This window comes from Tenuifilum sp., assembly GCF_037481895.1.
GTDB classification, from domain to species: Bacteria; Bacteroidota; Bacteroidia; order Bacteroidales; family Tenuifilaceae; genus Tenuifilum; species Tenuifilum osseticum.
The window spans coordinates 19,620-42,713 of record NZ_JBBFKU010000023.1 but is presented as its reverse complement, the minus strand read 5'-3'; the positions used below and the strand labels follow the sequence as shown (position 1 = coordinate 42,713).

The following is a 23,094-nucleotide window of genomic DNA, read 5'->3' as shown; positions in this document are numbered from 1 at the left end:
AGGTTATTCAGGGAAAGTGTTATTAACTTATGTAGATTTTATCATATAAGTTTTACCAATTATGAATAACAAGTTACAGCAAAATTTGTTTATGGGCAAATTTGCTTACGGTTTATATCTTGCCAGGGTAAGGATTTCCTGGTAATCCTTTATAAGCATTAGCTCCTGAAGATCGATATTTTTGTTTCGCTCCATAAAGCGCTCAACAATTCGGTAGCCTATCCAAACTGCAGCCCTTCCGGGCGATTCCTGTGGAAACCCCGATGTAAATGGAGCATCGTTTATCATCTTGTTGATGTCAACAGTATTGGTGGTAAAGAGCAGCTTATTTTCAATAAGGTGAGTCCACATGGCAGACTCGTTATTTAGGCACCACTTGTACTGCTGTGGTGTAAAACCAAAAATAAGGGAGTCGTGTTGATGTGGGAGCATCCGCTTGGTTAGGTACATGATTTGCCCTTCGTAAATCATGTTACTCAGCAGGTTGTTGATTGAATCGTGGAAAGGGAAAGCGCTGTACAGCCAGGCCCGCATAACATCCGATGGAACTTTACCGGGGTGCATCTTACGTTGCTGGTAAACAGGTATGCCAAGCAGGGAGTACTGTATGGTATTTTTACCCAAATAGCGGTCGAGCCCTACGGCCACCAAACTATCATCGATTGCCAATGACAGGTTATAACCTGAAATATAGGTGTAAACCTTTGGTAGTGGTTTGCTTGGGAAAAAGAAAGAGTACCTCGCGAACTCATCGCCAATCTCCTTTTCAAATGGAGCATTGGCTGGGAATACACTGCCTACCATTCTGTTGGCGTTTTGCACCATGGTATCGGTGAGGAATAACCCTAAGTACCTGTAAAAATCGGGGGAATCGCTTTTCCCAATTCGTATAATGCCCTCAGTAAACAGTTTTGTGAAACTTGTGTGCTTTTGATAAACAATGGGGAAGGCTTTTTCAATGCTGTCAGGATCAAGGCTAAACAGCTCTTTCTCGAACCTGGTAATGGAAACAGGTTCAACATCTCTAGGGGTTTGAATTGAGTCGAATCGGTTTTCCTTACAGCCTTGAATGGCCAAAACGGTAATGGCTGCTACTATCCATTTGTTCCTCATGGTGTTCAAGTTTTAAAAGCAGAACAAAGATAGTAAATACATGGATAAAGGGTAAAGGGTAAAGGATAAAGGGTAAAGGATAAAGGTTAAAGGATAAAGGATAAAGGATAAAGGATAAAGGATGACCCGTGACCCGTCCTGAAAAATGTCTAAATAAAATTTTGTGAATAAAATACGACTTGATAAAACCTCTTTACCATTTGGTGGCTATCTTTGAATGGCTTATAGTCAATTGAGTTAGGACTGTAAAGCATTTGGGTTTTAATGCTTAATTTTTAAGCTATGATTGATGTTGCTCAGGTATTTGGTTTGCTCGGTTCAATAACTGCGGCAAGCTTATTCTTTCCACAGGTTTATACTTCATGGAAAACCAAAAAGACCCACGATTTGGCTTGGTCCGGAATTGCAATCGGTCTGCTGAACGGAGTTTTTTGGATTGTTTATGGCCTAATCCGTTTGGATCCCTTCATATACTTAACAAACACAATACTTTTAATTGGCGCATTCCTGTTGCTTATCCTTAAGAAACGTTACGGTTAATCCAGGCTCTCAAGCCCCGTTTTATTCACTTCTATTCTCTATTACTTTCCTATCGCATTGAGAATTTGTGGGTTTACCCCATCGGTTAATAACTTGTTAGTAACCGATGTTTGAATGTGAAAAAACACTATGGGGTGCAGCTTCCGTTTCGCGAATTGAAATTCTACCTTTGCTTTGCAAAAACAAATAAAAATGGCCGGAGAGAGAAAAAGTACGGGAAAAAAGCCATATTCACCTGCAAAACCAATGGTATCGGAATTAGGTAAGGTTCCCCCGCAAGCGGTTGATATTGAACAGGCAGTGCTTGGCGCTATAATGGTTGAAAAGGATGGTGTAATTATTGCAAGCGAGATCCTTAAGCCCGAATGTTTCTATAAGGAAACACACCAAATTATCTTTAAAGCCATTCAGGATTTATCGGCAAGGCTTGAACCAATCGATATTTTCACGGTAACCGAGGAGTTGCGTAAACAGTCCAAGCTCGATGAGGTTGGCGGGGCAGCATACATCACTGAGCTTAGCTCCAAGGTGGGATCTGCAGCACACCTTGAGTATCACTCAAAGATTATTGCACAAAAGTATATCCAGCGCGAACTTATCCGGGTTGCCACCGATATTGAACGACGTTCGTTTGAGGATGATATTGATGTTGATGAGCTGCTGGACTATTCCGAAATGGAACTCTTTAAGGTGGCAGAGGGTAATATTAAAAGCGATACTCAACCCATTAGCAACATTGTAGTTAAAGCATTCAAGCAGATAGAGGAGGCTGGTAAGCGCGAGGATGGTCTTAGCGGGGTTCCAACTGGATTTACTGATTTGGATAGGTTAACCTCGGGTTGGCAAAAATCGGACTTAATTATTGTGGCAGCGCGCCCATCAATGGGTAAAACAGCATTCGTACTATCCATGGCGCGCAATATGGCCGTGGAGTACGACGTTCCTGTAGCATTCTTCTCCCTTGAAATGTCAAACATTCAGCTGGTAAACCGTTTGATCATTGCCGAATCGGGCATCCCCTCGGAAAAGATACGCAACGGAAGGCTATCGAATGACGAATGGACTCAGCTAACCGTTAAAACCAAGCAGCTAGCCGATGCCAAGATTTTTATTGATGATACCCCCGCACTCTCCATATTTGAGCTAAGGGCTAAGTGTAGGAGGCTTAAGGCGCAGCACAACATAGGAATAGTGATTATTGACTACCTACAGCTGATGACCGGCCCAACCGATACCAAGGGTAACCGAGAGCAGGAGGTTAGCACCATTTCCCGCTCGCTAAAGGCTATTGCAAAGGAACTCGATATTCCTATCATTGCCCTTTCGCAGCTAAACCGTTCAGTTGAAACCCGTGGGGGGAACAAACGCCCACAACTCTCTGACCTTCGCGAATCGGGCGCCATTGAGCAGGATGCCGACGTGGTTATTTTTATTCACCGCCCTGAGTACTATGGCTTTGATGTTGATGACAGCGGCAATTCAACCCTTGGCATTGCTGAAATAATTGTTGCCAAGCACCGTAACGGTGCAGTTGATGATGTTCGACTGCGATTCCAGAAGGAAATGGCTAAATTCTCCGATTTGGACGATATGGTTATTATTCCCAATACTATTACTCCTACCTATACATCCTCTGCCCCCGTTACCTTTAGCTCAAAGATGAACAACGACCCTGTTGACGATTTTACGTTTAATCCCGGTAAGGGAATTGATAATACCAATATACCTTTTTAGGGTTAAAGGATTTTTATAATCTCAACTAGCTCCCTCACCTCAAAGGTAACTTTGGCCTGGTGAGGGTTGCATTTGGGGTTGAAATAAATTTGATCCATACCGAACTTCTTTGCTCCCAGTATATCTATCTCAAGGTCGTCGCCTATCATAATACTCTCGCCCTTACGGGCGTTAGCCTTTGATAGTGCATACCCAAAGGCTCGCTTATCGGGCTTGTGGAATCCTGAGTGTTCCGATGTTACAACCCACTCAAAGTACTTATCAATATTGCTTCTTTGCAGCTTAGGTAGTTGAACCTCTTTAAACCCGTTTGAGATAACGTGTAGTTTATACCTATTGGCCAAGTAATCGAGAGTTTCACGAGTGCCAGGGATTAGCGCAGTTTTTAAGGGCATAATGGTTAAGTACTCATCGCCAATGGTTTCGGCAAGGGGTTTGCTTTCAATACCATACTCAGCCAAGGTAATCTCAAACCGCTTGTAGCGCAGAACTTCCTTAGTCAGCTCACCTTTTAGGTACTTATCCCACAGGTAATGGTTGTTTCGGTTAAAGCAGTCAATGAAAGTATCGGGATTAGGAAAGGCCAAGTCCAGCTTATGGTTAACGTAGATTTCAGCAAGCGCATCGCGCATGTTCTGCTCAAAGTCCCATAGCGTTCTGTCTAAATCAAAAAAAATATGCTTGTAAGTGTTGTGCTTGAAGAAAAAGTTGAGTATCATGGTGTAGTTTTAACGGCACAAAAATAGTTATAGTAATTAATGCCTGCAAACCTAAAACTTGATCGGGGTTAATATGCATTTACGAACAACGATTCACGAGCACCTTTCCTTATCATCCTGAGCGCAGCGAAGGATCTTTCTCTTTCTTGCAAAATGAGATGTTTCGCTAACGCTCAACATGACAATAACCTCACGAACAACGAACAACGAGTTACTTGCAAAGCTTCCAGCCCCGTAGGGGCGTAATATTTTTAACACCATGATGATTCCCACATGTATAGCGATGCACGCAATATTTTTTCCAAAGAGCAAGGGGAAAGCGTTGCATCGCAAAAGAAAAGCATGGCAAAGAGCGGTTTACATGTTCTTTCTTGTCTTGATACAAGAAAGAACCAAAGAAAATCAAGGCTGAAAAAGCCCGACCCGATGGGTACCCCGCGGGTGGAACTGCCACGCGATACTATTCGCCACGCCTATGGCGTGACTCATGTGGTATCGCTTACTAAGCCCACCGCAACGTTCCACCCCCGACCCATTACCGGGTCAGGCTTTTATGCCTCTGCCTGCTTCTTCCGCTCCATTCTCTCTCAGGAATAAAGTCTGGGATGAAGCCGTTTCCCACAAACAACCCAGATGACCCCTCTAAATCTCCCCTGAGAGGGGAGACTTTAGCCTTGCAATAAGGTCTCCTAATTGCTTCCCCCTCTCCTGTCAGGAGAGGGGTGGGGGTGAGGTCTTTTTTTACGAACAACGAACAACGAGATACCAGCAACGCTTCCCGCCCCGTAGGGGCGTAATATTTGTAACACCATGATTATTCCCTCATGTATAGCGATGCACGCAATACCTTTTCCAAAGATTAACACTGAAACGTTGCATCGCAAAAGAAAAGTATGGCAAAGAGCGATTGTCTGAAAAACAATCAAAAGGAATAAAGGATTATAGGCACAAAGAGATGCTTGGGCGAGCGCAGCATTTCAGAGAGATGTTTAGGCGAAGTTTATCCAGTAAATTACTATTCACCATGGCAATTATCCAAGCTAAATGACTTTTGATGTTGACTTGTGGAAAGAAGCTTGTTAATCAAATTATCTCCAGAAAGTCTAAGTTTACATTTGAAAAGCTAAGAAAATCCACAAAAAATCTTAACTTATAAGGGGTAATGGGCAGTATTAAAATCTGTTATTTTATTAACAGATAATTCTTGCCTTTGTATCTTTGAGCTGAAATTTTAAACCGTACTAGAATGAGCACATCAAATCCAACCATAAAAGTGCTGATGGTAGATGCAGCAAGTGGCTTTTACAAGGTGAACCGTTTCCAAGTGGGCGATTTTTTTGGGCCGATTGATTTGGGAATACATCTATCGCATAAGCATAACAGCTTAAATATAGGGGTTGGACTTTTGGCTGGTTCAATTTTTCCTGGTTCTAACCGCCTGATTGTGAATGGAATATCGCCATGTTGGCATGGTTTTTACATATCGTCGATGGGGGGTGCAGGTTTGGTATTCGATAACCTTGGAATAAATATGTTTTCCATTGTAGGCAAGGCTGCAGCACCGTCAATCCTTTACCTTAACCGTATTCATGGTGAGGAAATTGAGGTAGAACTTCTACCTGTACGGCCACGAACCATTTGGGCCGAGGGCCGTGGTGGGGTTTACTCCATGATGCAGTATGCACTCAACCAGTTTGGTAGCCGCTATGAGAATGAACCCCGAATACTTGCTACCGGGCCAGCATCGATGTACACCGATTTTGGCGCCATTGCCTCAGCTCCAATTCGTAAGAATGAGATTACCTATGTTGATACCTGGGCTGGCCGTGGAGGCTTTGGTACCAAAATGGTGCAGCAGCACAACATTGTTGCTATTATTTACGGTGGAACATATATCGATGAGGACTTCCGCGACCGTACCGTTGTCGATAGCTGGTTTGAGGATCGCTACCAGAAACGCCTCGCTGCCAAGGATATGGAGGCAACCACCAAGTATCGGTTCGACCCCAAATTCGAAACCGGCGGTACCTTTGGCGTGAACTATGCCACCATGAAGGGCGATATTATGGCCTTCAACTATCGAACAATCTACATGACGGAGGAGGAACGCCTTAAAATTCATAACGACTTCATTGTAAATCATTACCTCAAGCAGTTTAACGAGGAGACCATAAAAACCAAGCAGCAGCGTACATGTGGTGAGCCTTGTGGGGCTGTATGTAAAAAAATGCATGGGGAGTTCAAGAAAGATTATGAGCCCTACCAAACCATGGGACCTCTGTGCGGAATATTCGATCAGCGAGCTGCCGAAAAGCTAAACCACCATGCCGATATGCTTGGTTTCGATGCCATTTCGGTGGGTGGCGTGTTATCGTGGCTTATGGACTGTTTGGCCGACGGGTTGGTAACACCCCAGGAACTTGGTGTGGACAATGTTCCAGTATTCTCTCCCAATGGTTTCCGTGTTGTGGAGGACTCCATGCATAACGCCAACATTGGAGTTGCATTACTCGACCAGATGGTGAATCCCAACGGAGTTTTTCACTTGCGCGAGGGGGCACGCAAGTTTGCCCGTCATCTTGCCCGGCGTAAGGGAACATCTGTACTCGATAAGTTTATATACATAGGTTTTGCGCGTTCCGGCTGGATGGTACCCAACCAGTACTGGACACCCGGAGTGCTATCGCCCATGGCAATTATGGGTAAGTACTACATGTACTACGGAAAGGATTTTGTTCCTCCCCGCCAGTTGGGAAGGGAAAACGCTAAGCGCATGCTAAACGAGCTTGTAATGGATAACCTGGGAATGTGCCGCTTCCACAGGGCATGGGCTGAGGATATTCTCCCTGATGTAATTGAGCAACTTTACGGGTTAAAGGAAAAGTTTCAACGATCGATACTTCTTACTGCAAGCCGAATAAACAGCCGTAACGCATCCATATTCTGGGAAAGCGAAAGGAATATCGATTTTGTTTACTCCTTTCTAAGGAAAAAGAAGGAGGTTGATGGTGTAAGCAATCCTGAACTCGACAGATGGATAAAGTATTTTGAGGAGGACAAGCGCAGTGCTGCACTTGATTTCTGGTACGAAATTCATAAGGGCATACATGAATCGCTTCTTGAATTTCATTAATAGTTATATTTGACGAAAAAAATGAAGATCATTCGTAGGATACTTTTTTTCATTGCGCTATTACTAGTTGCTATAGCTGCATTCCTTTACTGGGGTACTTATGAGGAAGGCGTTATGGCAGGGAAAATAATTCGCATTAGCCAGAAAGGTGTGATATTCAAAACCTATGAGGCCAAGTTAGGCCTTGAGTCGTTTGGCGCATTAAGGGGAACCAGCCCCATTGCTGAAACCTTCGATTTTTCGGTTGAACCCAGTAATCATGAACTTGTAAAGGAGCTAGAGCAGGTAGCTCTAAGTGGTGAAAGGGTAAACATACATTACAAGAAACGATATATCAGGGTTCCCTGGCGGGGCAGCACCAAGTACTTTGCAACAAGAGTGGAACGTTTACAGAAGTAAAATAAAAAAGGCAGCCCAATGGCTGCCTTTCTAATTGGTATACTTGAAAGAATCCTAGTAATCCCTTCTGCCACCGCGACCGCCACCACGGCTATCGCGACCCTCGCGGCTGTAACCGCCACGACGTTCACCGTAACCACCGCCACGACGCTCACGGTTGAATCCACCACCGTTGCGGGGCTTGTCGGTTTTGGGTTTTGCTTCTGAAACGCTGATTACCTTACCATCGTATTCAGCGCCGGTAAGCTCCTCAATTGCAGTACGGGCCTCTTCATCATTGGCCATCTCAACAAAGCCGAATCCTCTCGAACGCCCTGTTTCCCTGTCGGTAATTACTTTGGCCGAGTTAATCTGGCCATACTCTTCGAAAAGTTGCCTTAGGTCGTCATCGTTAATGCGGTAACTCAGACCTGACACGTAAATGTTCATAAACTAAAATTAGATTGTGATTGATAAATAAATTGTTTTTTTTGATTGAGGCCTTGCTTAACTGATGTTTTGTCGGGAATCGGCTAGATGCGGCAAAATATTCTGTGTTGAAGCGTTTCTCAATTCGCTGCAAAGGTAGTGCAATTAATTTAACAATCACCATTTTCGGAAAATTATTTTTTTGCAAGGGAAAGACAAGGAGGTTTAAGTAAGATAAGTAGGAGCCCAAAAGTATAATATTGAATCTCACTTCAAATCAAAGCACTGAGAGCAATAAATGTTTTAAAAAAAGTGGGTACCTGAATGGGCACCCACTAATTAAGAGTAGTATAATTGATTGTTACTTGGTTGCTTCTTCCAACCTACGCATAATGGAGAAGATGAAAATTGCCGAGAGTAAGCAGCAAACAATAAAGATTGTCCAGAGCTGCCATAGCTCAATTCTTTCCCAGAAGAAGCTGCCTACAAAAAGCAACTTGTTTCCAATGGCAGTAGCAAGTAGCCAACCACCCTGCATTAATCCCTGGAAGCGTTGAGGAGCAACCTTTGATACAAACGACAATCCCATTGGGCTGAGGAATAACTCAGCAATGGTTAGAATCAGGTAGCTGCTAATTAGCCAGTAAGGCGAAACCCTGCCCCATTCGGTTAGCCCTTGCGCCTCGATGGTTTTGGGAGCTATTAGGTGAATTGAGCTCAACAGCACAACCACAAATCCAATTGCAGCAATTATCATCCCTATACCTATTTTCTTTGGGGTTGAGGGTTCAATATTGCGTTTGTTCATCCAGGCAAAAGCACCCATAACAGGGAATGTAAGCACTACTATGAACAATGGGTTAAACGATTGGAAAACCTCGGGGGCAATTGGGTTGGAAGCCCCAAATTTGATAGCCTGGTAGTAGGTTAGGTAACCAAGGCCAAGAAACATTACCAGTCCAATTATTCTCTCACGAATCTGTTTACGGGCAAACATTAACACCAACCCAGCAATAGTGCCAATAAACGAAAGCATTGACCATATGTTGAAGAAGATATTGGTGAAAGGTCCAACCTCCTTAACGGTATAGTCGCGGGCAAAGAGGGTCAAGGTTAAACCGTTCTGGTGGAACGACATCCAGAAAAAGATTACAACCACAAATACGAGTAAAAGCGAGGTAACCTTTGGAAGTTCTTCCTTGGTTGACATCATGAACATCATGGCCACAAAGCCAAAGAATAGACCAATGGCCAATCCTAAAGCAATTTCGGCTCCGAGTAACCAGAAAATCGCTCCAGTCAATAATACAAGGGCAATGGGTACAATTACGTTTAGAAGGTTCTTTTTGGTAAATAGCGAACCCGCAGCAGGTGTAGTGCTAACCTTTTTCTCCTTATTGGGTAATTTTTTGTTGAAAATTACATATACAAGTAGCGAGATCACCATTGCAACTGCAGCAACACCAAAAGCCCAGTTATACCCGCGCGAAAAGGCATCAATGTATTTATGAGCAAAATCGGTGAGCTGTTCAGTGCCAGCAATAGTGGCACCCGAAACTTTGCTGGCAAGGCTTTCGAACTTTGCGAGCGACTCAGGATCGGTTACCTTTCCGTTTAGGAATGCATGGCAAAGCGAGGGTAGGCTGGCATCGTGCTCAAAGCCTTGGCTGCGAAGAAACCAGTTACGGATTCCGGTAGCAACAAATGGGGCAAAGAATGCACCTACATTTATACCCATATAAAAAATCATGAAACCAGTATCGCGAACCTTTGAGTATTCAGGGTTGTCGTACATCTGGCCTACTACAGCCTGCAGGTTACCTTTGAATAAGCCATTCCCAAATGCAATGATGAAAAGCCCAAGTAATGTCATGGTCAGGCTCATGCCAGGCATGGCAATCATTGCGTAGCCACCAAACATAATGATTATCCCCAACAGAATTACTGTTTTATACCTATTGGTTGCATCGGCTATTAATCCGCCAATAAGGGCTAACGCATAAATTGCAAAGTAAAACCAGCTGTAGTATCCGCCGGCTTCCTCGGCCGATAGGCCATACTTAGCTTGTAGGAATAACACCAGGATGGCCATCATGGTGTAGAAACCGAAACGCTCTCCCATGTTGGAGAAGAACGCTACCAGTAGTCCTTTAGGATGATTTTTCAACATATAAATTATGGTTTTAGTTTATCTTCAATTTTTCAAGATTGACAAAAATAGTATTTAATGGTTTATTTCCAAATCCACAAATTATGTTGTATAATGTTTTTGTTAAGCTTATTTTACCTAAATGTTAAAAGCGATAACCATTTATTGGTTTTAATTTGTAAATATAATAAACCGAAGTGCCATGATTTAACAAATTCAGACGGGATTAGAGGAATGAGTCGGAATGAGTCAGAATCAAAAGAATATGATGGAGTTAGAGGAAGTTAGAGGAGGTTAGAACTAGTGAAAAGTGAAAAGTTAAAAGTTAAAAGAAGAATTGAGGATATGAGGGGGTTGGAGAGCTTTATTTTCGTGAACCGTGTACCGTGAACCGTGAAACGGAAGAATTCAGAATATGGCTGAGATAGAGGGAGTAAGAGGGAAATGAACTGTTAAATCTAAATGCCATGGATTAACAATTTAAACCGGGTTGAAAAATAGGAGAGGGGAAAACATTTTTAGAGGTGATTCATCAATGGATTTTTTACAATTAACCAGTTCTGGATAAACAATCGGGGAAAAATTAGTAACTTAGCACTATAGCCTGAATCAATGAAAGTATTCAAAACAAGCCAGATCAAAAGCATCGATGCTTATACCATCGAAAACGAACCCATTGAGTCAATTGATTTGATGGAACGGGCTGCAACAGCCCTTTTCAACTGGTTTCGAAGCAAATACCATAAGAATCGAAGGATTAAAATCTTTTGTGGCCCCGGTAATAACGGGGGCGATGGGCTTGCATTGGCTCGTTTGCTAATTAATACGGGCTTTAACGCGCACTGTTACTACTTAAAAGCCGATTCTTACTCAGCCGACTTTTTAACAAATCTTGATCGTCTAAAGGAGTTAACGCCGGAAATATTTTTAGTTAAACATCAATCCGATTTTCCTGAAATTCATAACGATGATCTGGTTGTTGATGCCCTATACGGTTCGGGGCTTAGTCGATCCATTGAAGGTGTTGCTGCTCAACTAATTGAGCATATCAACTCATCGGGGGCTAAGGTTATCGCTATTGATATTCCATCGGGTCTTTTTGGCGAGGCCAATCCAGTACCCAACAATAACCCTGTGGTAAAGTCCGACTACTGTCTTAGCTTACAGTTTCCCAAGCTGGCTTTTTTTATGCCAGAAAATGAGCAATTTTTAAAGCGCTGGGTAGTTCTACCCATTGGTCTGCATACGGAGGCTATTGAGAATACGGCTACACCCTACCATTATACCACGGCAAGTAGTATCAAAACTGATTTTTTCCAGTTGTCAACCTTTGCCCATAAAGGGACTTACGGGCATGCACTGGTTATTGCAGGTTCCAACGGGATGATGGGAGCGGCTTGCCTATGTGCTAAATCGGTTGTGAGGAGTGGGGTAGGATTAGTAACAATGCATATTCCCAAGGTAGGCTATACCATTGCCCAGGTAAATGTTCCTGAGGCCTTAACTAGCATCGATAGCTGTGAAACTCACATTACCCAATTCCCTGAACTGGATCGATATCAGGCGGTTTGTGTGGGCCCAGGCATTGCACAAAGTACCGAAACCGAGCAAATGCTCGTCAGGTTGATTAAAACCTGCCGATTACCTCTGGTGGTAGATGCCGATGGTCTAAACTTACTTTCAAGGAATATTGATGTACTCAATAGTGCTAACAATACATTGATTTTAACACCACATCCCGGAGAGTTCGACCGCCTTTTTGGGAAATCGCAGTGTAACTGGGAGCGGCTTGAACGTGCAAGAGAAATGGCACAAAAATATAGGGTGATAATTGTTCTAAAAGGAGCCTACACAAGGGTAGTATTGCCCAGTGGCAATGTTCATTTCAACTCCACCGGAAATCCGGGGATGGCAACCGGAGGGAGCGGCGATGTTCTTAGTGGAATAATTACCGGATTGCTGGCTCGTGGGCTTCCCCCGGCCGATGCTGCCATTACGGGTGTTTATATCCATGGCCTTGCAGGCGACTTGGCCGCCGACGAATTTGGACAAATTAGCTTGTGCGCTTCGGACATTGTGAACTATATTTGTAAAGCATTCCAACACTTAACCAACTATGATGAGTAAAAATATTTTCTTAGCAGTTCTATCCCTTGTATTATTGGGCTGCAATAGTAAAACCATTCAAGTTGAACCAGCTGGTAAAACAATTGACTATAAAAAAGTTGCAGTTTACTATACGTTACCCCGAACAGTGGTTTACGTAAAGGTTGTTTGCTCTCAAAGCGAATATATACCTGGTCCCTATGCCGAGTATGCAAAAAAATTTTTGGGTATCGACGGGGTAAACAATACCGAAAAGGTTGAGTATCTAATTGAGAAAATAGATGTAGAAACCACCGCTGAAACAGACCCCAAAGCAGTCTTTGCCGTTTACCCATCGGGAAAGGGTTATGGTAACTTTATAAATCTTTCTAATGAAGGGTTAATATTACCTGTTAACCAAACCCCTGAAAGTAGAGCCATTGCTAAAAACAAAGAAGTAAGCAGTAAAGGAGAGGTAATTTATAAGGATTTATCGGTTAACCCTTTTGTTGCTGAGGAAACAACTACATTTTATGGTAGAACCCTGCGCGACAGTGTTTACGTTAGGGTACCCATACAGCGTTCAATGACCATTGAACGCAACCTTGAGGAGAAAGTTAAGGAGGCAGCCGATTTTATTTTTAGCATCCGAAAAAAAAGGCTCGATTTTCTTACCCCTGATATCGACCATCCATTCAGTGGAGATGCACTTCAGCTGATTTTGAAGGAACTTCAAAGGCTGGAGGACGAATATCTGGCACTATTTGTAGGTAAAAGGTTTACTCACACATTCACTCAAACCTATAGCTTCATTCCCTCGAACACCGAAGGCGAGAGCGCTATCCTTTTCCGTTTTTCCGAAAGCAAAGGATTGCTTTCGTCAACCGATCTTTCTGGGCGCCCCATACTCATTGAGTTTGATCAACCTGAATATCCTGAGAATATTGATGCTACTAAGAATAGCCTGGAAACCATTGCTTTAAAAGCCAAAATCGACAGGTTTTACTACAGGATACCCGTTGCAGTTAACATGAGAGTTATTGACGGCAAGCAGCTACTTGTTGAAAAGCGTTTAAGCGTATTTCAGTATGGACTGCTAGCCCAACTGCCTGTTAATTTTCCGGGTAAGTGATTAAGGATTTGCTACTGTATTTAGTTTACTTACAAACTTTGCCCGAAAATCTTCCCATTTCTGGGTTTTGTAAGCATCGCTTTCAATGTAAGCCATTATAGGTTCTAGCTGTTCAGGAGTAAGGTATCCGGCAATGTAGGTTATTAGGTTATTGTTCTCGTCCATAAAAACTATTGAGGGATACGATAACCTTCCTTGTAGTATAGCTATTGCAAACTCATGCGGATTGCGTTGCCCCTGCCCCTTATTCTTGTATACCTTACCTTTATATGTTATATCTTTTGAACCTTCGGCATTGAACTTTACGGCATGAAACTTTTGGGTGAGGTACGAGGCTATTACAGGGTTGGTAAAAGTATTCTCATCCATCTTCTTACACCAGCCACACCAGTCGGTATAAACATCGATGAATATTTTTCGGGGCGTTTTTTCGTTTACCTCAAAAGCCCTATCTATTTCAATCCAGTTGATTTTTGTTTCTTGAGCCATGGAAACTGAAGCGGATATGCCAAGCATCCAAATAGCTAAAACCCAGATTCTGTTTTTCATGGTTTTGATTTTGGTTAACGGTAAATAAGTTCAAAAATAATGCCTTAATATCACTTTGCATCACCATCTTTATACCAGCCTGAGTAAAAGAGGTAGTTGCGGGCAATACGCTCATTGGTTTCGCGGCTAAGTTCTGGGTCAACCTTTTTGACAAAACGGGCTGGAACTCCTGCATAAACGCATGCGGGTTCAATAACAGTGTTCTCCAATACCAGTGCGTTGGCAGCAACTATTGCTCCTTCGCCAACTTTAGCGTTGTCCATAACAGTACAACCCATTCCTAGCAAGGCTCCCCGGCTTACCTGGGCGCCATGAAGTATTACACCATGTCCAATCGATACATCATCGCCAACCTCGATGGTTGTTTTCTGGTAGGTGGTGTGAAGCACCGCATTATCCTGGATATTAACCCTGTTACCTATTCTAATGGAGTTAACATCGCCACGAAGCACAGCGCCGTACCAAATACTGCAATCATCGCCAATTTCAACATCACCTATTATCACTGCAGTCTCAGCAATAAAGCAGTTCTTACCAATTTTAGGTGTAATTCCCCTCAAGGGTTTGATTATTGCCATACCATTTTGTAATTTACTGCAAATTTACTACTTACTAACAGTTATCGTGCCGGTTGAGTTCAAAAAGTTTGTGAACATTAGAGTTTATGGCGATCTGAACGATTTTTTGCCACAAGGCAAAAAGCATAAGGATCAGCGTGTAGGGTTTTTGGGGATGCCCACTGTAAAGGACTTGGTTGAATCGATAGGGGTTCCGCATGTTGAGGTTTTTCTGATTTTAGCCGATAGCCTACCGGTTAATTTTGATTACCGTCCTGCCAACGGCACACTAATTTCGTGTTACCCAAAATTTACTTCATTGCCAGTATCGGCAATTGCTTTAAGACCGGATTTTGAAAAGCCCCCCAGGTTTATTCTTGATGTTCATTTAGGTCGACTGGCCGCATACCTCCGCTTTTGCGGAATCGACACACTATACGATAAGTCATTTTCTGACAATCAGATACTTGATATTTCACAAGCCGATGGCCGAATTATTTTGACCCGCGATAAGGGTATCCTGCGTAACGGCCAAGCCCAATTTGGATATTTTCTCAGAAACACCAATCCTCAGCTGCAGCTTGCCGAGGTGGTTCATTACTTTGACCTTGCTCACTACCTTGATCCGTTTTCAAGGTGCTCGCTGTGCAATGGTGAGGTAGAACAGGTTGATAAACCCATGGTTAAAAACTTAGTTCCTTCAACTACCTACCAGATTTACAGTGAGTTTTTTCAGTGTACTAGATGTGGGCAGGTTTACTGGGAGGGACCTCACTTTATCCGGATTTCCAAGCTGCTTAGTAAGTATTCAAAGTAGTTGTTAGCTTATTTTTATGGTTAAGGTAAAAATGAAAAACATGCCGTAAAATATGTTTTAAAACGATTGCTGTGTATAAAAAAGCCTAATTTTGTGTCATAAATAAATAAGTAGTAATCAATATAACATTCTGGATATCAGATTTATATAATTCAGGATGTTTAAAAACTAAACAGCATCTTTATGGATAAACAAAAAAGTGTCCAAGAGCTGGACGAGGTTGTTGTTCGATTTTCAGGTGATTCCGGCGATGGTATGCAGCTTACCGGAACCCTGTTTGCCGATGCATCGGCACTTTTTGGTAACGATGTAAGCACTTTCCCCGATTACCCATCGGAAATACGCGCCCCACAGGGCACCATTGGAGGCGTATCGGGTTTTCAGGTGCACTTTGGAAGCCGAAAAGTTAATACCCCTGGCGATTTTTGCGATGTGCTAATTGCAATGAACCCTGCAGCCCTAAAAGCCAATGCCAAATGGGTTAAACGTGGCGGTATGATTATAGTTGATGCCGACCAGTTTAATGAAAAGGGATATCAGCGTGCTGGCTATAAAACTTTCGATGCAGTATCGGAGTTAAACCTGCAGGATTACAAGGTGATTTTCGCTCCTATTACAAACCTTACCAAGGAAAGCCTTAAGGATAGCGGCTTGGACAATAAGAGCATCATCCGTAGTAAAAACATGTTTGCCTTGGGTATGGTTTACTACATATTCGATAGGCCCTTAAGCTTTACCGAGAAATTCTTTGAAAAGAAATTCTCCAAAAAGCCCGAAGTGGTTGAGGCAAACAAGAAAGTTTTACGCGATGGGTTTAACTACGCCGCAAATATTCATGCCATTGCAAGCACCTATAAAGTAAAGCAGGCTACTACTTTACCCAAGGGTAAATACCGTAATATTAATGGAAACACGGCTACCGCATGGGGTTTAATAGCAGCTGCTGAAAAAGCGAGCTTACCCCTGTTTTGTGGTTCATACCCCATTACTCCAGCCACTGAAATTTTAATAGAGCTAGCCAAGCGTAAGGATTTAGGCGTTAAAACCCTTCAGGCTGAGGATGAAATTGCTGGAATATGTACGGCAATTGGCGCTGCATATGCCGGAAACTTTGCAGTCACCACTACATCGGGCCCTGGGCTTTCACTGAAGTCTGAGGCTTTGGGGCTTGCCGTTATGACTGAGTTGCCTTTAGTTATAGTTGACGTACAGCGCGGTGGTCCTTCAACCGGTTTGCCAACCAAAACCGAGCAGTCCGACCTTATGCAAGCTCTTTGGGGACGCAACGGCGAGGCACCAGTGGTAGTTATTGCCGCCAGTACCCCAAGCAACTGCTTCGATTACGCTTTTATGGCAGGTAAAATTGCCATGGAACATATGACCCCCGTACTGCTTTTAACTGATGGTTATATTGCTAATGGCTCTGAGCCATGGCGCATACCAAGTATGAAGGATTATCCTGAAATAAAACCACCAATTGTTGCTGAGGGAACCGAAGGGTATATGCCTTATGCTCGCGATGAGAAGCGCTTAGCGCGTGGTTGGGCTTTCCCCGGTAAAAAAGGTATTGCTCATAGGGTGGGGGGCTTGGAAAAGGATTTCCTAAAAGGTACCGTTTCGCACGACCCAACCAACCACCAACGAATGGTCGATATCCGTGCTGCAAAGGTTCAGCGTGTTCAGGAGTTTATCCCTGAGCAGCAAGTGATTGGCGACCCCGAAGGCGACCTGCTTGTTATTGGTTGGGGCGGAACATTCGGTCATCTGTTCGATGCAGTTCAGGAAATGCGTGCAAACGGCAAAAAAGTATCACTGTGCCATTTCAACTACATAAACCCCATGCCAAAAAATGTTGCCGACATTTTTGGCCGTTTCAAGAAACTTGTGGTATGCGAGTTAAACATGGGGCAGTTTGCAAACCACCTACGAATGAATTATCAGCAATTCAACTACCTACAGTATAACAAGGTTCAGGGTCTACCATTCACCGTGGTGGAACTGGTTGAAAAGTTTAACCAAATTTTGGAGGGTAAATAGCCATGGAAGAACAATATATGAATTACACCCCACAGGATTTTAAGAGCGATCAGGAAGTGCGTTGGTGTCCGGGTTGTGGCGACCACGCCATTCTGAATGCCGTACAAAAAGCCTTACCCGAGGTATCAAAACAGCTAAAGTATAACCTTGAACGATACGTATTTGTTTCTGGTATTGGTTGTTCCAGCCGTTTCCCCTACTACGTTAATACATTTGGGTTCCATGGCATACATGGTCGTGCATCGGCCATAGCTACCGGAGTAAAGGTGGCAAACCCAACGCTGAGCGTTTGGCAGGTTACTGGCGATGGCGATGCCCTTGCCATTGGAGGTAACCACTTTATCCACGCAGTAAGGCGTAACATCGATATTAACATCTTACTTTTCAACAACCAGATTTACGGGTTAACCAAAGGTCAGTACTCACCAACCTCGCCACTTGGAGCAATCACCAAAACTTCACCATTTGGTACGGTTGAGCATCCATTCCGCCCAGGTGAACTGGTTATTGGCGCTCAGGGAAAGTTTTTTGCCCGTTCGCTCGATGTTGATGTTAAGCTTACCGCTGAGATTATGGTTGAAGCTGCTAAGCACGATGGCACGTCGGTTGTTGAAATTCTTCAAAACTGCGTCATTTTTAACGATGGGGCTTACGATTACATAACCGACCGTGAACATCGCGACGATAGAGTGATTGTTCTCCGCCATGGCGAAAAAATGGTATTCGGGAAAAACAGGGATAAAGGACTAATTCTCAGCGGACTGAGCCTTAAGGTTGTAACCATTGGTCAGGGTGGCTTTACCATGGACGATATACTTGTGCACGATGCCTATAACCCAAATCCTGGTGTTCACATGATGCTTGCCAACATGGAGTACCCCGATTACCCTGTAGCCCTTGGTGTAATCCGTAACGTAAAAGACTCTACCTACGATGATAACGTACGCGACCAAGTGCTTGAGGTGATGAAAACCGCCAAGATTAAGTCAGTTGACGATTTACTCAACAGTGGCGATACCTGGGAAGTATAAAACCTTATTATCTCTTTTTAATAAATTAAGGCTGCCAACTTCAGGCAGCCTTTTTTCAATATTTTTTTTCACTATTACGTTGAACATTAGTTTATTTAGTTAATAAATGCTAAATTTGCTTATTTGATGATTTAAAAGTTTAATGCAATTGGTTGCAAAGTATGGTAAAGCAAAAGTTTATTAAGGCATTAATCGCACTGCAATTTATTCTTAGTTTCTCAGTTAGCGAGGTTAAGGCTCAGGATAATTTCAAGCAAATCTTTAGCGATGCAGAGTATTACTTCTTTCTTCAGGACTTCAAGGAGGCACTTCCCCTTTACCAGAGCCTATACAAACAAGATTCTACCAATGCCAATATCCTTTACAAGCTAGGTATGTGTTACCTGAACATACCCGGATTGAAACAGAATGCTATACCGTACCTGGAAAAAGCATCAAAGAATGTAAACCCTAAATACCGTGAAGGGTATTACCGCGAGACTGCCGCGCCCATTCAAACCTATTTTTATTTGGGACAAGCCTATATGGTAAATTTTAGGTTTGATGATGCCCTGCTGGCTTTTCAGAAGTTCAAGGATAATATTGATGTTAAAGATGTTTACAACCTCGACTATGTTAACCAGCAGATAAAAGCATGCGAGGTGGCTCGCAATTTCATTTCGAGGCCTATTGTGATGAAAACCGAACATATCGACCTGTTTCCCGATAGGAATAAGAATTGCAATTACCCAGTAATATCGGGCGACAGGCAAACCATGGTGTTTACGGTTAAGGAAAAATTCTATACTGCAGTATACTATTCCCGGTGGATTGATGGCAAGTGGAGTTCACCAAGGAATATTACACTTGACCTTAGGGTTGAGGGCGAACTTTATACTACCGCACTTAACTACACCGGCGATTACTTGATTCTTTTTGTCAATGAAGTAACCTCGGGCAACCTATACTACTCAACGCTGGTAGGCGATAAGTGGCAACCCGTTAAGAAGTTACCAGCTCCAATCAATTCAAAGGATTGGGAGACCTTTGCGTCGCTATCGGTCGATGGCAAGCAGATGTATTTTGTTTCGAACCGGAAAGGTGGCTATGGCGGAACCGATATTTACATGTCCAGCTTGCAGCCCGATGGCAAATGGAGCAACCCAGTAAACCTTGGTCCACAGGTCAATACCCCATACAACGAGGAGTCGCCAATTGTATGCCCCGACGGACGAACGCTTTACTTTGCCTCGCAGGGGCATAACAGCATGGGAGGTTTCGATATTTTTTACAGCCGAAAGATTGATGGTAATTCCTGGTCTATGCCCATAAACCTTGGCTACCCATTTAATACACCTGACGATGAGTTTTACTTTTACCCCCTCGATTCACTTTCTGGCGTAATGCCGATGGCCATTTCCAATCAATCAACCTTTTACGAACTTTACAAGGTAAACATCTACCCCAGTATATCACGTAAGATAGAACTGTTTGGCAAGGTTAATCTCTCTGACAATGCCGATATTAAATCCGACAGTATCGCTATTTTAGTTAAAGATACTGCAAACAACCTTATTGCCATGGCTTTTCCCTTAAGCGATGGAACTTACAGCGTTGCAGTTAAGCCTGGCAGATACTCCCTTGAGGCTACCAGCCAATTTTACGTAATGAACCCACTACAGCTTCACATACCCTCCACCTATAACCAGGAAAAGTATCTTTTAGATATCAACCTTGATGCTAAGCCAATAACCAAAGAGGAGGTGATTCGGTTCAACTATGTACTTTTCGACTTTGACAGCTACGAGCTGAAACGCGATGCACAGTTTGAACTTGAAAAGGTTTACAAGCTGATGACCGATTATCCCGACTTGTATATCGAGGTGATTGGCCATACTGACAGCAAGGGCTCACCCATGTACAATCTCATGCTTTCGGCCCGTAGGGCAAACGCCGTAGTTGAGTACCTGGTTAATAAGGGAATTGACGAAAAACGATTTGTAGTAAGGGGTATGGGCTCATTGGTAAGTTTTGCCGCTAATACCAACCCCGACGGTTCCGATAACCCCAATGGCCGTAAGCTAAACCGACGAGCCAGCATTAGGGTATTTAACCCAAACAAGAATCTTAAAATTGAGTTTGTTGATGTTCCCGAACACCTCAAACCTCAAACCCAGAACTATACCATAATGCTTGCACCTATCGACGATACAATTTCTCCTGATCTAATTAAAGCCATTGAGAAGAAGTTTAATATCAACCTTCGTGAGTTTGTAATTGGATCACGACGATTGATTTGTATGAATGTTTACAAGTCAAAGGCCGACGCCATTGAGCATCTCAATACCATTATTGATATGGGTGCATCAAGGGCCGTGCTGGTAAATGAGGTAGAACTTCAACGCCTTGTGGCTGCTTTGCAGAAAAATCTTATAACAAAACAAAGCGTTTTTACCATTCTTGTTGCCACAAGCGAGATACCCTTAACGCTCGACTTTTTCCGGGGACTATATGTAACCGAGGAGGTTGGTAACGACGGGTTATACCGTTACTACTTTGGAGCTTTCAATGAGAAAGCTAAGGCTACCGAGATGCTGGAAAAGGTAAACTCAATGGGATTCCCCAATGCAATTCTGGTTAAACTTGAGAAAAGGTAATGGAGGGTAATGTTTTAGAAAACAGTGTTGTAAAGCTTCGTGCACCTGAACCGGAGGATGTCGATTTGCTTTACAGCTGGGAAAATAACATGGAAATATGGAAGGTCAGTAATACGCTTACACCTTTCTCAAAATACCTGCTCAAAAAGTATATTGAGACATCGCATTTAGACATATGGGAATCCAAGCAGCTACGGCTGATTATTGAGGCTAAGGATCAGAACTCGCTTATGAATGTTCCGGTTGGCCTTGTTGATTTGTTCGATTTTGATCCCTACCATTTGCGGGCGGGCGTTGGTGTTTTGATAGCCAAAAACGAAGACCGCAGAAAAGGTTATGCGACTGAGGCTTTAAACGTACTAATCCGATATGTATTTGAGGTGCTCCAGCTAAACCAACTCTATGCAAATGTGTCGGCAAGTAATGTTATCAGCTTGCGCTTGTTTGAGAACCTTGGTTTTACTAAGGTTGGTGTAAAAAAGGATTGGTTAAAAACCTTGAATGGATGGGAGGACGAGGTTTTACTCCAGCTATTAAATCCTAAACCTCGCCTACCCAAAAGCTAAAACTAGCGATAATTTTAGCCTTACTGGTTAAAATTGAAAGTGCTCCTCAACATTTTTCCAAAGCATTGCTGCTTCAGGATTTTTGTTGCAGAACTCATTGGTATGCTTGCAGTACGAGTATTCGTTTTGCCATTCCTTACCGTATGCAACAATCTCCGCTAATGCGTTGGCAATGTACTCTACTTCGGCATTGGTTGTTGTTGGATGTAACGACCACCGAACCCATCCGGGTTTTTCGGATAGGTCGCCTTTATTGATTAAATCAGTAATCCGATGCGATTGTTCCTTACTTACATTAAGTAGGAAATGTCCGTATGTGCCTGCGCACACGCACCCACCACGCATTTGTATGCCATAGCGCTCGCTAAGCAGGGTTACAATAAGGTTGTAGTGTAAGTTATCAATATAGAACGAAATTGCTCCAATTCGATTTAGGCAGTTATCAGCTAAAATGTGTAACCCTTTAATTTTACTCAACCGTTCAAAGGCTAAGTGAACTAACTCCTCTTCGCGTTTTTCGATATTCTCAACACCCATTTGCTCCTTCAATCGAATGGCTAATGCACTACGGATTGCTTGCAAAAAGCCTGGAGTACCTCCATCCTCGCGTCGTTCAATATCATCAATATATTTATACTCACCCCATGGGTTTGTCCAGTCAACCGTGCCACCCCCGGGTTGGTCGGGCACACGGTTTTTGTAAAGGTTTGAGTTGAAGATGAGAACGCCTGAGGCACCAGGGCCACCCAGAAACTTATGGGGCGAAAAGAAAATGGCATCTAAACGTTCCAAGGGATCGGCAGGATGCATATCAATTTTTACGTATGGTGCCGATGCTGCAAAATCCACAAAGCATAAACCGCCAGCCTCATGCATGATTCTGGCAAGCTCATGGTAGGGGGTTTTTATTCCGGTTACATTGCTGCATGCGCTAAATGAACCAATTTTCATTGGTCTATCATTGTATCGCTCCAGTGTTTCGCGGAGTTTCTGTGGCGATACCAAAAGATCCTTATCGGGTTCAACCACTACAACCTCAGCAATGGTTTCATACCACGATGTTTGGTTGGAGTGATGCTCCATGTGTGTAACAAAAACCACGGGCCTTTCCTTGGGGTTTTGGAATACAAAGCTTTTGTTCTTAAGGCCAAGTATTCTTTGAAATTTGTTGATTGACGATGTCATGCCAAACCCTGATGTAACAATTACATCCTCGGGGCCAGCGTTAACATGTCGTTTAATCTCTTTCAGGGCATAGTGGTAAGCCTCTGTCATAAACTTTCCGGTAAAGCTACTCTCGGTATGAGTATTGGCAACCATTGGCCCAAAAAGATGGAGCATTTTTTCCTCTATGGGCCTGTATAGCCTGCCACTGGCAATCCAGTCGGCATATATTAGTTTCTGTTCACCATAAATGGTTTTATAGGTAGCATCGATACCTACAATGTTTTTACGGAATTGCTCAAAATACTTTTCAAGGTTACTCATA

General features: G+C 43.2%; 19 protein-coding genes. 12 read left to right on the top strand and 7 right to left on the bottom strand.

Going from position 1 to position 23,094, the window contains the following annotated elements; translation table 11 throughout:
- Positions 1-105 precede the first annotated feature (105 nt).
- The gene (gldB, locus tag WHS63_RS08400) at positions 106-1,113 is read right to left on the bottom strand and encodes a gliding motility lipoprotein GldB (RefSeq protein ID WP_445204715.1); all 1,008 of its coding nucleotides are present in this window, start codon (positions 1,111-1,113) and stop codon (positions 106-108) included.
- Between the two features lie 282 nt (positions 1,114-1,395).
- Between gldB and WHS63_RS08395 the strand changes: the two genes are divergently transcribed.
- Together WHS63_RS08395 and dnaB are read left to right on the top strand one after the other, a co-directional pair.
- On the top strand, positions 1,396-1,653 hold the full coding sequence (locus WHS63_RS08395) for a SemiSWEET family sugar transporter (RefSeq protein WP_445204714.1): 258 nt from the start codon (positions 1,396-1,398) through the stop codon (positions 1,651-1,653).
- Between the two features lie 192 nt (positions 1,654-1,845).
- Positions 1,846-3,387, top strand: coding sequence for a replicative DNA helicase (gene dnaB, locus WHS63_RS08390; RefSeq protein ID WP_445204713.1), 1,542 nt, complete (start codon positions 1,846-1,848; stop codon positions 3,385-3,387).
- 2 nt (positions 3,388-3,389) lie between these two features.
- Here dnaB and WHS63_RS08385 read toward each other — a convergent pair whose 3' ends face one another.
- On the bottom strand, positions 3,390-4,106 hold the full coding sequence (locus tag WHS63_RS08385; protein WP_445204712.1) for a YjjG family noncanonical pyrimidine nucleotidase: 717 nt from the start codon (positions 4,104-4,106) through the stop codon (positions 3,390-3,392).
- A gap of 426 nt (positions 4,107-4,532) precedes the next feature.
- On the opposite strand from WHS63_RS08385, the gene WHS63_RS08380 reads away from it, so the two are divergent.
- From WHS63_RS08380 to WHS63_RS08370, 3 genes are all read left to right on the top strand, one after another.
- Positions 4,533-4,703, top strand: a complete 171-nt coding sequence (locus tag WHS63_RS08380; RefSeq protein WP_445204711.1) for a hypothetical protein — start codon at positions 4,533-4,535, stop codon at positions 4,701-4,703.
- Positions 4,704-5,352: 649 nt separating this feature from the next.
- Positions 5,353-7,239, top strand: coding sequence for an aldehyde ferredoxin oxidoreductase C-terminal domain-containing protein (locus tag WHS63_RS08375; RefSeq protein WP_445204710.1), 1,887 nt, complete (start codon positions 5,353-5,355; stop codon positions 7,237-7,239).
- Positions 7,240-7,260: 21 nt separating this feature from the next.
- Positions 7,261-7,638, top strand: a complete 378-nt coding sequence (locus tag WHS63_RS08370; RefSeq protein ID WP_445204709.1) for a hypothetical protein — start codon at positions 7,261-7,263, stop codon at positions 7,636-7,638.
- A 54-nt stretch (positions 7,639-7,692) separates the two neighbouring features.
- Here the strand turns inward: WHS63_RS08370 and WHS63_RS08365 are convergent, their stop codons facing one another.
- Together WHS63_RS08365 and WHS63_RS08360 are read right to left on the bottom strand one after the other, a co-directional pair.
- A complete protein-coding gene (locus tag WHS63_RS08365) occupies positions 7,693-8,067 on the bottom strand; it encodes an RNA recognition motif domain-containing protein (RefSeq protein WP_369490349.1) in 375 nt (124 codons plus the stop codon).
- Positions 8,068-8,407: 340 nt separating this feature from the next.
- Positions 8,408-10,216 carry a peptide MFS transporter gene (locus WHS63_RS08360; protein ID WP_445204708.1) on the bottom strand — a complete coding sequence of 603 codons (1,809 nt, stop codon included), beginning with the start codon at positions 10,214-10,216 and terminating at the stop codon, positions 8,408-8,410.
- Between the two features lie 591 nt (positions 10,217-10,807).
- Between WHS63_RS08360 and WHS63_RS08355 the strand changes: the two genes are divergently transcribed.
- On the top strand, positions 10,808-12,322 hold the full coding sequence (locus WHS63_RS08355) for an NAD(P)H-hydrate dehydratase (protein ID WP_445204707.1): 1,515 nt from the start codon (positions 10,808-10,810) through the stop codon (positions 12,320-12,322).
- Positions 12,315-13,412, top strand: a complete 1,098-nt coding sequence (locus tag WHS63_RS08350; protein WP_445204706.1) for a DUF4831 family protein — start codon at positions 12,315-12,317, stop codon at positions 13,410-13,412. The genes WHS63_RS08355 and WHS63_RS08350 overlap by 8 nt, the downstream gene beginning before the upstream one ends.
- Here WHS63_RS08350 and WHS63_RS08345 read toward each other — a convergent pair whose 3' ends face one another.
- A complete protein-coding gene (locus WHS63_RS08345; protein WP_445204705.1) occupies positions 13,413-13,961 on the bottom strand; it encodes a thioredoxin family protein in 549 nt (182 codons plus the stop codon).
- Positions 13,962-14,011: 50 nt separating this feature from the next.
- Positions 14,012-14,539: a gamma carbonic anhydrase family protein gene (locus WHS63_RS08340; RefSeq protein WP_445204704.1), complete on the bottom strand. Its 528-nt coding sequence runs from the start codon at positions 14,537-14,539 to the stop codon at positions 14,012-14,014.
- 70 nt (positions 14,540-14,609) lie between these two features.
- On the opposite strand from WHS63_RS08340, the gene WHS63_RS08335 reads away from it, so the two are divergent.
- The 5 genes from WHS63_RS08335 to WHS63_RS08315 all read left to right on the top strand — a co-directional run bounded on the left by WHS63_RS08335 (position 14,610) and on the right by WHS63_RS08315 (position 21,605).
- Positions 14,610-15,335: a Mut7-C RNAse domain-containing protein gene (locus WHS63_RS08335; RefSeq protein WP_445204703.1), complete on the top strand. Its 726-nt coding sequence runs from the start codon at positions 14,610-14,612 to the stop codon at positions 15,333-15,335.
- Positions 15,336-15,518: 183 nt separating this feature from the next.
- Positions 15,519-17,372, top strand: coding sequence for a 2-oxoacid:acceptor oxidoreductase subunit alpha (locus WHS63_RS08330; RefSeq protein WP_445204702.1), 1,854 nt, complete (start codon positions 15,519-15,521; stop codon positions 17,370-17,372).
- Positions 17,373-17,374: 2 nt separating this feature from the next.
- Positions 17,375-18,403, top strand: a complete 1,029-nt coding sequence (locus tag WHS63_RS08325) for a 2-oxoacid:ferredoxin oxidoreductase subunit beta (protein ID WP_445198305.1) — start codon at positions 17,375-17,377, stop codon at positions 18,401-18,403.
- Positions 18,404-18,564: 161 nt separating this feature from the next.
- Positions 18,565-21,039 (top strand): OmpA family protein, encoded by a 2,475-nt coding sequence (locus tag WHS63_RS08320; RefSeq protein WP_445204701.1) that lies wholly within the window; start codon positions 18,565-18,567, stop codon positions 21,037-21,039.
- The gene (locus WHS63_RS08315) at positions 21,039-21,605 is read left to right on the top strand and encodes a GNAT family N-acetyltransferase (protein ID WP_369490339.1); all 567 of its coding nucleotides are present in this window, start codon (positions 21,039-21,041) and stop codon (positions 21,603-21,605) included. The genes WHS63_RS08320 and WHS63_RS08315 overlap by 1 nt, the downstream gene beginning before the upstream one ends.
- 27 nt (positions 21,606-21,632) lie before the next feature.
- Here the strand turns inward: WHS63_RS08315 and WHS63_RS08310 are convergent, their stop codons facing one another.
- Complete coding sequence (locus WHS63_RS08310; RefSeq protein WP_445204700.1) at positions 21,633-23,093, bottom strand: aminotransferase class V-fold PLP-dependent enzyme; 1,461 nt, start codon at positions 23,091-23,093, stop codon at positions 21,633-21,635.
- Between the last annotated feature and the right edge of the window lies 1 nt (position 23,094).

What these genes read in the sequence shown, in the direction of transcription:
- gldB (WP_445204715.1), bottom strand. Translation starts at nt 1,113, where the DNA reads ATGAGGAACAAATGGATAGTAGCAGCCATTACCGTTTTGGCCATTCAA.
- WHS63_RS08395 (WP_445204714.1), top strand. Translation starts at nt 1,396, where the DNA reads ATGATTGATGTTGCTCAGGTATTTGGTTTGCTCGGTTCAATAACTGCG.
- dnaB (WP_445204713.1), top strand. Translation starts at nt 1,846, where the DNA reads ATGGCCGGAGAGAGAAAAAGTACGGGAAAAAAGCCATATTCACCTGCA.
- WHS63_RS08385 (WP_445204712.1), bottom strand. Translation starts at nt 4,106, where the DNA reads ATGATACTCAACTTTTTCTTCAAGCACAACACTTACAAGCATATTTTT.
- WHS63_RS08380 (WP_445204711.1), top strand. Translation starts at nt 4,533, where the DNA reads ATGGGTACCCCGCGGGTGGAACTGCCACGCGATACTATTCGCCACGCC.
- WHS63_RS08375 (WP_445204710.1), top strand. Translation starts at nt 5,353, where the DNA reads ATGAGCACATCAAATCCAACCATAAAAGTGCTGATGGTAGATGCAGCA.
- WHS63_RS08370 (WP_445204709.1), top strand. Translation starts at nt 7,261, where the DNA reads ATGAAGATCATTCGTAGGATACTTTTTTTCATTGCGCTATTACTAGTT.
- WHS63_RS08365 (WP_369490349.1), bottom strand. Translation starts at nt 8,067, where the DNA reads ATGAACATTTACGTGTCAGGTCTGAGTTACCGCATTAACGATGACGAC.
- WHS63_RS08360 (WP_445204708.1), bottom strand. Translation starts at nt 10,216, where the DNA reads ATGTTGAAAAATCATCCTAAAGGACTACTGGTAGCGTTCTTCTCCAAC.
- WHS63_RS08355 (WP_445204707.1), top strand. Translation starts at nt 10,808, where the DNA reads ATGAAAGTATTCAAAACAAGCCAGATCAAAAGCATCGATGCTTATACC.
- WHS63_RS08350 (WP_445204706.1), top strand. Translation starts at nt 12,315, where the DNA reads ATGAGTAAAAATATTTTCTTAGCAGTTCTATCCCTTGTATTATTGGGC.
- WHS63_RS08345 (WP_445204705.1), bottom strand. Translation starts at nt 13,961, where the DNA reads ATGAAAAACAGAATCTGGGTTTTAGCTATTTGGATGCTTGGCATATCC.
- WHS63_RS08340 (WP_445204704.1), bottom strand. Translation starts at nt 14,539, where the DNA reads ATGGCAATAATCAAACCCTTGAGGGGAATTACACCTAAAATTGGTAAG.
- WHS63_RS08330 (WP_445204702.1), top strand. Translation starts at nt 15,519, where the DNA reads ATGGATAAACAAAAAAGTGTCCAAGAGCTGGACGAGGTTGTTGTTCGA.
- WHS63_RS08325 (WP_445198305.1), top strand. Translation starts at nt 17,375, where the DNA reads ATGGAAGAACAATATATGAATTACACCCCACAGGATTTTAAGAGCGAT.
- WHS63_RS08320 (WP_445204701.1), top strand. Translation starts at nt 18,565, where the DNA reads ATGGTAAAGCAAAAGTTTATTAAGGCATTAATCGCACTGCAATTTATT.
- WHS63_RS08315 (WP_369490339.1), top strand. Translation starts at nt 21,039, where the DNA reads ATGGAGGGTAATGTTTTAGAAAACAGTGTTGTAAAGCTTCGTGCACCT.
- WHS63_RS08310 (WP_445204700.1), bottom strand. Translation starts at nt 23,093, where the DNA reads ATGAGTAACCTTGAAAAGTATTTTGAGCAATTCCGTAAAAACATTGTA.